Source organism: Pseudomonas sp. LF-5, from assembly GCF_037626295.1.
Taxonomy (GTDB): Bacteria; Pseudomonadota; Gammaproteobacteria; order Pseudomonadales; family Pseudomonadaceae; genus Aquipseudomonas; species Aquipseudomonas monsensis.
Genome location: NZ_JARKMT010000002.1, coordinates 45,642 through 56,579, shown reverse-complemented (window position 1 = coordinate 56,579; position 10,938 = coordinate 45,642). Strand labels below are relative to the sequence as shown.

At 60.0% G+C, this 10,938-nt stretch carries 9 protein-coding genes; 7 read left to right on the top strand and 2 right to left on the bottom strand.

Annotated elements, in window-relative coordinates:
* Positions 1-85: 85 nt before the first annotated feature.
* Both PseuLF5_RS07335 and PseuLF5_RS07330 read right to left on the bottom strand, forming a co-directional pair.
* Positions 86-1,138: an acyltransferase family protein gene (locus PseuLF5_RS07335; RefSeq protein ID WP_340133294.1), complete on the bottom strand. Its 1,053-nt coding sequence runs from the start codon at positions 1,136-1,138 to the stop codon at positions 86-88.
* A 272-nt stretch (positions 1,139-1,410) separates the two neighbouring features.
* On the bottom strand, positions 1,411-2,133 hold the full coding sequence (locus PseuLF5_RS07330) for a tellurite resistance TerB family protein (protein ID WP_123464997.1): 723 nt from the start codon (positions 2,131-2,133) through the stop codon (positions 1,411-1,413).
* 219 nt (positions 2,134-2,352) lie between these two features.
* Here PseuLF5_RS07330 and PseuLF5_RS07325 point away from each other — a divergent pair, with 219 nt between their 5' ends.
* From PseuLF5_RS07325 to PseuLF5_RS07295, 7 genes are all read left to right on the top strand, one after another.
* Positions 2,353-3,267 carry a LysR family transcriptional regulator gene (locus PseuLF5_RS07325; RefSeq protein WP_123464995.1) on the top strand — a complete coding sequence of 305 codons (915 nt, stop codon included), beginning with the start codon at positions 2,353-2,355 and terminating at the stop codon, positions 3,265-3,267.
* A 100-nt stretch (positions 3,268-3,367) separates the two neighbouring features.
* Positions 3,368-4,855, top strand: coding sequence for a gamma-aminobutyraldehyde dehydrogenase (locus PseuLF5_RS07320; protein WP_222833580.1), 1,488 nt, complete (start codon positions 3,368-3,370; stop codon positions 4,853-4,855).
* A gap of 83 nt (positions 4,856-4,938) precedes the next feature.
* Positions 4,939-6,090, top strand: coding sequence for a putative ABC transporter substrate-binding protein YdcS (gene ydcS / locus PseuLF5_RS07315; RefSeq protein ID WP_186745068.1), 1,152 nt, complete (start codon positions 4,939-4,941; stop codon positions 6,088-6,090).
* Positions 6,091-6,485: 395 nt separating this feature from the next.
* Positions 6,486-7,523, top strand: a complete 1,038-nt coding sequence (locus tag PseuLF5_RS07310; RefSeq protein ID WP_340133293.1) for an ABC transporter ATP-binding protein — start codon at positions 6,486-6,488, stop codon at positions 7,521-7,523.
* Between the two features lies 1 nt (position 7,524).
* A complete protein-coding gene (locus PseuLF5_RS07305; protein ID WP_123464987.1) occupies positions 7,525-8,460 on the top strand; it encodes an ABC transporter permease in 936 nt (311 codons plus the stop codon).
* Positions 8,450-9,277: an ABC transporter permease gene (locus tag PseuLF5_RS07300; RefSeq protein ID WP_186745063.1), complete on the top strand. Its 828-nt coding sequence runs from the start codon at positions 8,450-8,452 to the stop codon at positions 9,275-9,277. Before PseuLF5_RS07305 ends, PseuLF5_RS07300 begins: the two co-directional genes overlap by 11 nt.
* A 166-nt stretch (positions 9,278-9,443) precedes the next feature.
* On the top strand, positions 9,444-10,868 hold the full coding sequence (locus PseuLF5_RS07295; protein ID WP_186745061.1) for a gamma-aminobutyraldehyde dehydrogenase: 1,425 nt from the start codon (positions 9,444-9,446) through the stop codon (positions 10,866-10,868).
* Positions 10,869-10,938 lie beyond the last annotated feature (70 nt).

Sequence of the window (10,938 nt, the reverse complement as noted above, 5' to 3'; positions counted from 1 at the left end):
GGTGTTGCGCGGCCGAAAACGTAATCGCATGTTGAGGCTGTAAACAAAAACCGAGGCCCACTTTTACCGGGAATTGCAGTTTGTCTCAGGCCTGCGCTCTTTGCCTGAAGCTTCCCTGCAATCTCGCATTGATCGCTCTTGCCATGCCGATACTTGGCCTTTCCAGCAAGGCATAACTGAAACTGGCCAGCACCAGCGTCGCTACCAGGTAGCTCAGAAAAACCCCCACATTGAATTGGGCTCGCATGTCTGTCGCGTACGCCGCCCACTCCAGAAAAAATGGGTGTATCAGGTACACCGAATAACTGATCGCCCCGATAAAGGCGAGTATCCGGTTTTCCAACTTCAATACCGTGGTAGTTAACATAAAGAACAGCAGCGCAGCCCAATAACTGCCGATAAAATTCCAGGCACTTTCTCGCAGCCCTTGATCAACATCGTAGGCCAACAGTGCAATGATCGGAAAGGCGATAACGAACACAGCAATCCAGATGAAACTGTAGCGTTTTGCCTTGGGATCCCGATCAATCTGAAAGTTACGCCACAATCCCCCAAACAACATCAACGACAGCGATGACAAGATTCCGACGGGGGCCGGGAGCGCATAATAATAGCGACCTGCTGCCCCCGCCAGCGAGAGCATCAGCAACGCTATCGCCAACCAGAAGCGTGCTTTGAGATGCCCCAGCAACCCGACCAGGCTCAGTGCAATACACAGTCCATAAAAGACCAACTCGACAAATAAAGTCCAATACACGCCGAACAAGTTGGAGTATCCGATCATCGTTTGAAGCATGGTGACATTCGCCAGCACTCTCGCCCGATCAAGTTCGCCCGAAACAAAAAAAGCAATGGCAACACAGGCCAGCACTATTGAAAGCCAATAGGCAGGGTACAGCCTGAAAAATCTTGAAAGTATGAAACGCCTGGTTTTGCCCGGACCGTCCTTGAAACTGAACGGGATCACGAAACCACTGACCATGAAAAAAACCACCACGCCGAACTGACCGGGACGGGAGTAATCGAAAATCGCCCAATTGAACAGCGGTGTTCTTTCAATATAGTGAGAAATGACCACCGCCAATGCTGCCAGAGCTCTGACAGAATCGAGGTAAGTCAAACGATGGGTGCTGACCATTTTGCTTGAAGATTCCTTCTTCAGTGGATGTTGCTCCGTTGAGCGAGTTTCCCGAACTTGTATTCGGAAGAACCCCAAAAAAGCGACGGACGTTTATCCGAGGACTCACTTCATGGCCTCGGTTTTCTGGTTTCTGGTTTTTAGTGCAAGACGCCAACGGATGCCTGGGGTCAATCCTGCGATGAGGATCACAAAGGCTGAGCCAACAAGCCCCCGTTCGCGAAGGTCAATGACTGGTCGGCATTGACCTCAACGCGATGAAACCTGAAAGGTTACTGGGTCGCTTGTCGCACCTGCTTTTCAAGCTCGGTTTTCAACCCCGGTTCAAGTTTGAGTTGGCGCGCCAATTCATCGAGATAGGATTTCTCCATGAAGTTTTCCTCGTCCACCAGCATCACGCTGGCGATGTACATTTCAGCGGCCATTTCCGGCGTGCTGGCAGCGCGAGCGACATCCGTCGGGTCGAGGGGTTTGTTGAGCTCGGCGTGCAGCCAGTGCTGCAGTTCCTGGTCGTTGTCGAGCTTGGTGAATTCACCTTCGATCAGTTGACGTTCACGATCGTCGATGTGGCCGTCGGCCTTGGCGGCGGCGACCAGGGCTTTGAGGATGGCCTGACTGTGTTGCTCGGCTTGCGCCGCAGGGAGGCGATCGAGGGTCTGCGGCTCACGTTGCGGGGTCAGGCCTTTCTGCGCGTTCCAGTTGCCGTAGGCTTTGTAGGCGAGCACACCCAACGCAGCGAGACCACCGTAAACCGCGACTTTGCCACCGACCTTGCGGGCCTTTTTGCTACCGATCAACAAGCCCATGGCACCCGCCGCCAAGGCACCACCGCCCGCGCCGGAGAGCAAGCCACCGAGGCCGCCGGAGCCTGAAGAACCGCCAAGCAAACCGCCCAGACCGCCGGCAGCCGATTTGTTCTGCGCCGCGCCGGCCTTGTTCTGCAACAGATCCTGGCCAGACTTGAGCAATTGATCGAGTAATCCACGGGTGTTCATGTTCCGCCTCCAAACAGGGGTTATCCGGATCTACAAGGCCCTCAGCCTAGATCGAAAGTGCCTCCGCCCGGCGTTCGAGTGTGCTTCCAGATGTTGCTCAACGCCTCTGTGGCGAGGGAACTTGTTCCCGCCGGGCGGCGAAGCAGCCCCTCTCTGCATCTAAAAAACAGATATACACTCGGGCCAATCTATAAAAACCGCCCACTGGGTACCCTTCTCATGATGACCCTGCGTCAGATCCGTCACTTCATCGCCGTGGCCGAAACCGGCTCGATCTCCGCCGCTGCGCAAACCGCGTTCATTTCCCAATCGACCCTGACGTTAGCGATCCAGCAACTGGAGGAGGAAATCGGTGTCAGCCTGTTCAGCCGGCACGCCAAGGGCATGACCCTTACACATCAAGGTCATCAATTCCTGCGCCAGGCGCACCTGATTCTGGCCACTGTCGATAATGCCAAGCGCAGCCTGCAACAGAGCACCGATCAGGTCGCCGGACAGTTGATCGTCGGTGTGACCAGTCTGGTCGCCGGTTATTACCTGGCGGATTTGCTCACCCGTTTCCAACGTGCCTATCCCAACGTGGAGATTCGGGTGATGGAAGATGAACGCCCCTACATCGAGCATTTGCTGGTCAGCGGCGAGATAGATGTCGGCGTGCTGATCCTCTCCAACCTTGAAGACCGCCATGCCTTGCAGACGGAAGTGCTGACTCATTCACCGCATCGTTTGTGGCTACCGGCCCAGCATCCGCTGCTGGAACACGACAGCATCAACCTCGCCGACGTCGCCGGCGAGCCGCTGATTCAGCTCAACGTCGACGAGATGGATCGCAATGCCCAACGTCTATGGCGTGGCGCCGGGCTGCAACCCAAGATCACCCTGAGAACCGCGTCCACAGAGGCCGTGCGGAGTCTGGTCGCCGCCGGTTTGGGTGTGTCGATTCAGCCGGACATGACCTATCGCCCATGGTCACTGGAGGGCGACATCATCGAAGCGCGACCAATCGCCGACCTTAACCAGACCCTTGACGTCGGGCTGGCCTGGCGTCGCGGCACCGCGCGGCCGGCACTGGTAGACCCCTTCCTCACCGTCGCCCGCGAACAACCCCACGGTGGACGCAAGCCATCTATTTAATCGAATGCCACCTTCAGTATTTAGAATTTGTCGACCTCGGAGCCGCGCACTAGTCTTGCTGCATCTATAAGACGGTCGGCTCCCGGGTACGGGAGCAACAATGGCCACACAAGAAAAGAGATCGCGGAAAATGGCTGGCGCGCAAACCCCGATGTGTACCGCGTTGTTGATCGACGGCGAACTGGTCGCCGGGCAGGGTTTTGTCGAACCGATCCTCAACCCGGCCACCGGAGAAATCCTTACGCACATCGCCGAGGCCAGCACTGAGCAGGTCGAAGCCGCCATCCTCGCCGCCCATCGCGCCTTCGCCGAATGGTCGCGCACCACACCGCAGCAACGCTCGAACCTGTTGCTCGATATCGCCAACGCCGTTGAAAAACACGCCGACCACCTCGCCCGTCTCGAATCGTTGAACTGCGGCAAGCCGTTGCACCTGGCGCGTCAGGACGATCTGACCGCCACTGTCGATGTGTTTCGCTTCTTCGCCGGCGCCGTGCGCTGCCAGACCGGTCAGCTCAGCGGCGAATACCTGCCGGGCTACACCAGCATGGTGCGCCGTGATCCGATTGGTGTGGTCGCCTCGATTGCGCCGTGGAACTACCCGATCATGATGGCCGCGTGGAAGATCGCCCCGGCCCTCGCCGCCGGCAACACGCTGGTGTTCAAACCGTCCGAACACACGCCGTTGTCGATCCTCGCCCTGGCGCCAGCACTGGCCGAGATCCTGCCGCGTGGAGTGATCAACATCATCTGCGGCGGTGGCGAAGGCGTCGGCAGCCATTTGGTCGGCCACGCGAAGGTGCGCATGGTCTCGCTGACCGGCGATATCGTCACCGGCCAGAAGATCCTGCAGGCTGCGGCGAAAACCCTGAAACGCACGCATCTGGAACTCGGCGGCAAAGCGCCGGTGATTGTCTGCAATGACGCCGACATTCAAGCGGTGGTCGACGGCGTGCGCACCTACGGTTACTACAACGCCGGCCAGGACTGCACTGCCGCCTGCCGGATCTACGCGCAGGCCGGGATTCACGACAAACTGGTCGCCGAACTCGGCGCCGCCGTCGGTAGCCTGCGCTTCGCCGGCAAACGCGATGCCGACAACGAGATCGGCCCGCTGATCAGCACCCGCCAGCGCGACCGCGTTGCCAGCTTCGTCGAGCGCGCCCTCGGTCAGCCGCACATCGAGCGCGTGACCGGTGCGGCGGTGCATTCCGGTGCCGGCTTCTACTATCAACCGACCTTGCTCGCCGGTTGCAAACAGACTGACGAAATCGTCCAGCGCGAAGTGTTCGGCCCGGTGGTCACCGTGACCCGTTTCGACGAGCTTTCGCAGGCCGTCGACTGGGCCAACGATTCGGAATACGGCCTCGCTTCGTCGGTGTGGACGCAGAATCTGGACAAGGCGATGCAGGTCGCCGCCCGCTTGCAGTATGGCTGCACGTGGATCAACAGCCATTTCATGCTGGTCAGCGAGATGCCCCACGGCGGACTGAAACGTTCGGGTTACGGCAAAGACTTGTCCAGCGACTCGCTGCAGGACTACAGCGTGGTGCGGCACATCATGGCCCGCCACGGCCAGCATCTCTGACTACGCTAATAACAAGCCGCCAACGGCATGCTGCACCGCGTTCACAACTGCCCCGACCATAATTTAAAGAAGAGGGTTCAACCATGTTCGTGCACAAAACCGCACTGTTCAGTGCAATCACCACGGCTTTGCTGGCCAGCGCCAGCCTGCAAGCCGCCGAGCCGCTGAAGGCCGTCGGCGCCGGCGAAGGTCAGCTGGATATCGTGGCGTGGCCGGGTTACATCGAACGTGGCGAAAGCGACAAGGCCTACGACTGGGTGACCGGTTTCGAGCAGGAAACCGGCTGCAAGGTCAACGTGAAGACCGCCGCCACTTCTGACGAAATGGTCAGCCTGATGGCCAAGGGCGGTTACGACCTGGTGACTGCGTCGGGCGATGCGTCGCTGCGGTTGATCGTCGGCAAGCGCGTGCAACCGATCAACACTGCGTTGATCCCGAACTGGAACACCCTCGACCCGCGCCTGAAAGATGCGCCGTGGTACGTGGTCAACAAGCAGACCTACGGCACCCCGTACCAGTGGGGCCCGAACGTGCTGATGTACAACAGCAACGTGTTCAAGACACCGCCGACCAGTTGGAACGTGCTGTTCGACGCGCAGAACTTCCCCGACGGCAAGCCAAACAAGGGCCGTGTGCAGGCGTATGACGGACCGATCTACATTGCCGACGCGGCGCTGTACCTGAAGACCGCCAAGCCTGAACTGGGGATCAAGGACCCGTATCAACTCACCGAAGATCAGTACAAAGCCGTGCTTGAACTGTTGCGCCAGCAGCAGCCGCTGATCCACCGCTACTGGCATGACACCACGGTGCAGATGAGCGACTTCAAGAACGAAGGCGTGGTGGCGTCCAGCGCCTGGCCGTATCAGGTCAACGGTCTGATCAACGAGAAGCAGCCGATCGCCTCGACCATCCCGAAAGAAGGCGCCACCGGCTGGGCCGACACCACCATGCTGCACGCCGAAGCCAAGCACCCGAACTGCGCCTACAAGTGGATGGACTGGTCGTTGAAACCGAAAGTCCAGGGTGATGTGGCGGCGTGGTTTGGTTCGTTGCCAGCGGTGCCAGCGGCGTGCAAGGAGAGCGAATTGCTCGGCGCTGAAGGTTGTAAAACCAACGGTTTCGACCAGTTCGACAAGATCGCCTTCTGGAAAACCCCACAGGCTGAGGGTGGCAAGTTTGTGCCTTATAGCCGCTGGACTCAGGACTACATCGCGATCATGGGCGGGCGCTAAGCCCGGGAGCACCTCGGTCGAGCTTCCTTTCCCCCTTGGGGGAGAGGGCTGGGGTGAGGGGGTAGCTTTTGACTTTGCTCTTGATTGAAGGGCAATGGCCAATAAAGCCACCCTCACCCCCCGCCCTCTCCCGGAGGGAGAGGGAGCTAAGAGCGGATCGCATCTCGCCCGCCGAATGAGGGCGTTAAGAGCGGATCGCATCTCGCTCGCCGAATGAGGGCGCTAAGAGCGGATCGCATCTCGCCCGCCGAATGAGGGCGCTAAGAGCGGATCGTATCTCGCCCGCCGAATGAGGGCGCTAAGAGCGGATCGCATTCACCGTTAGATGTTTCAGATTTTTCAGAAGTCCAGGCAGGGCCGCTGCGACGGCCCGCGCCTTTTTGGAGCACCGCACCATGACGCTTGCAGTCCAGTTCACCAACGTTTCCCGGCAGTTCGGCGAAGTGAAGGCCGTTGACCGGGTTTCCATCGACATCCAGGACGGCGAGTTCTTTTCCATGCTCGGCCCATCCGGCTCGGGCAAAACCACGTGCCTGCGCCTGATTGCCGGTTTCGAACAACCGAGCGCCGGCTCGATCCGCATCCACGGCGCCGAGGCGGCTGGCCTGCCGCCGTACCAACGTGACGTCAACACCGTATTCCAGGATTACGCGCTGTTCCCGCACATGAACGTACTGGACAACGTCGCCTACGGTTTGAAGGTCAAAGGCGTGAGCAGAACCGAGCGCCATAAACGCGCTGAAGAGGCGTTGGACATGGTCGCCCTCGGCGGTTACGGGGCACGCAAGCCAGTGCAGTTGTCCGGCGGTCAGCGCCAACGTGTCGCCCTCGCCCGCGCGCTGGTCAATCGTCCGCGCGTGCTGTTGCTGGATGAACCCCTTGGTGCTCTCGACCTCAAGCTGCGCGAGCAAATGCAAAGCGAACTGAAGAAACTGCAGCGCCAACTCGGCATCACCTTCATCTTCGTCACTCACGACCAGACCGAAGCGCTGTCGATGTCCGATCGCGTCGCGGTATTCAACAAGGGCCGCATCGAACAGGTCGACACCCCGCGCAATCTGTACATGAAACCGACCACCACGTTCGTCGCCGAATTCGTCGGCACCTCGAACGTGATTCGTGGCGACCTGGCACGCCAGCTCAGCGGCCATCCGCAGCCGTTTTCGATCCGCCCGGAGCATGTGCGTTTCGCCGAAGGCCCGCTGGCCGCCCACGAGATCGAAGTCAGCGGCCTGCTCCACGACATCCAGTATCAGGGCAGTGCCACGCGCTATGAACTGAAGCTGGAAAACGGCCAGACCCTGAGCATCAGCCACGCCAACAATCAGTGGCTCGACAGCAGCGCGCAGCATCAGACCGGCCAGCGCCTCAGTGCACGCTGGGCGCGGGAAGCCATGGTTGCGCTGCACGACACTATTGCCGGCGAGGTGTGAGATGAGCACGCTCGCGATGACTCAATCGCCGCCCTTGCGCCGGTTTTCCAACCTGCTCTATCGCAAGCCGAACCTGTATTTGTCGCTGCTGCTGGTGCCGCCGTTGCTGTGGTTCGGCGCGATCTACCTCGGTTCACTGCTGGTGCTTTTGTGGCAGGGTTTCTACACCTTCGACGACTTCACCATGGCGGTCACCCCTGACCTGACACTGGCCAATTTTGCCGCGCTGTTTCAGCCGTCGAACTTCGACATCATCCTGCGCACGCTGAGCATGGCCATCGTTGTGTCAATCGCCAGCGCCATCGTCGCGTTCCCGATTGCCTACTACATGGCGCGCTACACCACCGGCAAGACCAAGGCGTTTTTCTACATCGCGGTGATGATGCCGATGTGGGCCAGTTACATCGTCAAGGCTTACGCCTGGACGTTGCTGTTGGCCAAGGGCGGCGTGGCGCAGTGGTTCGTGCAGCACCTGGGGCTGGAGCCGGTGTTGCAGTTCATCCTCGGCATTCCCGGCGTGGGCGGCAGCACCTTGTCGACCTCGCATCTGGGGCGGTTCATGGTGTTCGTCTACATCTGGCTGCCGTTCATGATTCTGCCGATTCAGGCGTCGCTGGAGCGCTTGCCGCCGTCGCTGTTGCAGGCTTCCGCCGACCTCGGCGCCAAGCCGCGCCAGACGTTCATGCAGGTGATTTTGCCGCTGTCCATTCCCGGGATTGCGGCGGGTTCGATCTTCACTTTTTCGCTGACCCTGGGCGACTTCATCGTGCCGCAATTGGTCGGGCCGCCCGGCTACTTCGTCGGCAGCATGGTCTACGCGCAGCAAGGTGCGATCGGCAACATGCCAATGGCGGCGGCGTTCACGCTGGTGCCGATTGTGTTGATCGCGGTTTACCTGTCCATCGTCAAACGTCTGGGGGCCTTCGATGCGCTCTAATTCAGAAAAGCAGGGGGACAAAGCCTCTCCAGGCCTGAAAATCGCGGCCTGGGGCGGGTTGGTGTTTCTGCACTTCCCGATCCTGATCATCTTCCTCTATGCCTTCAACACCGAAGAGGCCGCGTTCAGTTTTCCGCCGAAGGGCTTCACGTTGCACTGGTTCAGCGTGGCGTTTTCGCGGCCGGACGTTTTGGAGGCGATCAAGCTTTCATTGCAGATCGCAGCCATTGCCACGTTGATTGCGATGGTGCTCGGCACCTTGGCTTCGGCAGCGCTGTACCGCCGGGATTTCTTCGGCAAGCAGGGCATTTCGCTGATGCTGATCCTGCCGATTGCGCTGCCCGGGATCATCACCGGGATTGCCTTGCTGGCGACGTTCAAGACGCTGGGGATCGAGCCGGGGATGTTCACCATCATCGTCGGCCACGCGACCTTCTGCGTGGTGATCGTCTACAACAACGTCATCGCCCGTCTGCGCCGGACTTCGCACAGTTTGATCGAGGCCTCGATGGACCTCGGCGCCGATGGCTGGCAGACCTTCCGCTACATCATCCTGCCGAACCTCGGTTCTGCGTTACTGGCGGGCGGCATGCTGGCGTTCGCGCTGTCGTTCGACGAAATCATCGTCACCACGTTTACCGCCGGGCATGAACGCACGTTGCCGTTGTGGCTGCTCAATCAGCTGAGCCGGCCACGGGATGTGCCGGTGACCAACGTCGTCGCCATGCTGGTGATGATGGTGACCATGTTGCCGATCCTCGGCGCGTATTACCTGACGCGCGGTGGCGAGAGCGTCGCCGGCAGTGGCGGTAAATAAACATCCAACAGACACCCAAAATCCCCCTGTGGGAGCGAGCCGGCTCGCGAAGAGGCCGCCACACCCGACATTGATGTCGACTGATACACCGCTTTCGCGAGCAAGCTCGCTCCCCCAGGGCTCTCGATTCGGCCAGAACAATAAAAGTGTTAGTGAGGACAAAATCATGCAAACCAGACTCTTGATCAACGGCCAACTGGTCAACGGCGAAGGCCCGGCGCAGGCGGTGCTCAACCCTTCCCTCGGTGAAGTATTGGTGGAAATCAATGAAGCCTCCGAGGCTCAGGTCGATGCCGCCGTACGCGCCGCCGACAGCGCTTTTGCCGACTGGTCGCAAACCACGCCGAAAGATCGCTCGCTGCTGCTGCTCAGACTCGCCGACGCCATCGAAGCCCACGGCGAGGAACTGGCGAAACTCGAATCTGCCAACTGCGGCAAACCCTACAGCGCGGCGCTGAATGACGAGATCCCGGCAATCGCCGACGTGTTCCGCTTCTTCGCCGGCGCCAGCCGTTGCATGAGCGGTTCGGCGGCTGGCGAATACCTGCCCGGCCACACCTCGATGATCCGCCGCGACCCGGTGGGCGTGATCGCCTCCATCGCACCGTGGAACTACCCGCTGATGATGGTCGCCTGGAAAATCGCCCCGGCCCTCGCTGCCGGTAATACCGTGGTGCTCAAGCCGTCGGAACAAACCCCGCTGACCGCGTTGCGTCTGGCCGAACTGGCGTCGGACATCTTCCCGGCCGGTGTGCTCAATCTGGTGTTCGGTCGTGGTCCTACCGTGGGCAGTCCGCTGGTCACGCATCCGAAAGTGCGCATGGTCTCGCTGACCGGCTCGATCGCCACCGGTTCGAACATCATTTCCAGCACCGCCGACAGCGTCAAACGCATGCACATGGAACTGGGCGGCAAGGCGCCAGTGATCATCTTCGATGACGCCGACATCGACGCTGCGGTTGAAGGCATCCGTACCTTTGGTTTCTACAACGCCGGGCAGGATTGCACCGCTGCGTGCCGGATCTACGCACAGCAAGGCATCTACGAACAGTTCGTCGAGAAGCTCGGCGCAGCGGTCAGCAGCATCAAATACGGCTTACAGGATGATCCGTCCACCGAGCTGGGACCGCTGATCACCGCGCAGCATCGCGACCGCGTCGCCGGGTTTGTCGAACGTGCCGTGGCGCAGCCGCACATCCGTTTGATCACCGGTGGCAAGGCTGTTGAGGGCAACGGTTTCTTCTTCGAACCGACGGTGCTGGCCGACGCGCAACAGGATGACGAAATCGTCCGCCGCGAAGTGTTCGGGCCGGTGGTCTCGGTGACCAAATTCACCGATGAAGCGCAGGCGCTGGAGTGGGCCAACGATTCGGACTACGGCCTCGCCTCCTCGGTGTGGACGGCGGATGTAGGACGCGCACATCGCTTGTCCGCCCGTTTGCAGTACGGCTGCACCTGGGTCAACACGCACTTCATGCTGGTCAGCGAAATGCCCCATGGCGGTCAGAAATTGTCCGGCTACGGCAAGGACATGTCCATGTATGGGCTGGAGGACTACACCACGGTTCGGCATGTGATGTTCAAGCACTAAAAGCATCGCCAGCAGGCTGGCTCCTACAGGGATCGCATTCCAAATTGTAGGAGTGAGCCTGCTCGCGATG

Bases quoted from the DNA above. Each gene is read 5' to 3' on its own strand.
- PseuLF5_RS07335 (WP_340133294.1), bottom strand. From the start codon at position 1,138: ATGGTCAGCACCCATCGTTTGACTTACCTCGATTCTGTCAGAGCTCTG.
- ydcS (WP_186745068.1), top strand. From the start codon at position 4,939: ATGTTCGTGCACAAAACCGCACTGTTCAGTGCAATCACCACGGCTTTG.
- PseuLF5_RS07325 (WP_123464995.1), top strand. From the start codon at position 2,353: ATGATGACCCTGCGTCAGATCCGTCACTTCATCGCCGTGGCCGAAACC.
- PseuLF5_RS07300 (WP_186745063.1), top strand. From the start codon at position 8,450: ATGCGCTCTAATTCAGAAAAGCAGGGGGACAAAGCCTCTCCAGGCCTG.
- PseuLF5_RS07310 (WP_340133293.1), top strand. From the start codon at position 6,486: ATGACGCTTGCAGTCCAGTTCACCAACGTTTCCCGGCAGTTCGGCGAA.
- PseuLF5_RS07305 (WP_123464987.1), top strand. From the start codon at position 7,525: ATGAGCACGCTCGCGATGACTCAATCGCCGCCCTTGCGCCGGTTTTCC.
- PseuLF5_RS07330 (WP_123464997.1), bottom strand. From the start codon at position 2,133: ATGAACACCCGTGGATTACTCGATCAATTGCTCAAGTCTGGCCAGGAT.
- PseuLF5_RS07295 (WP_186745061.1), top strand. From the start codon at position 9,444: ATGCAAACCAGACTCTTGATCAACGGCCAACTGGTCAACGGCGAAGGC.
- PseuLF5_RS07320 (WP_222833580.1), top strand. From the start codon at position 3,368: ATGGCCACACAAGAAAAGAGATCGCGGAAAATGGCTGGCGCGCAAACC.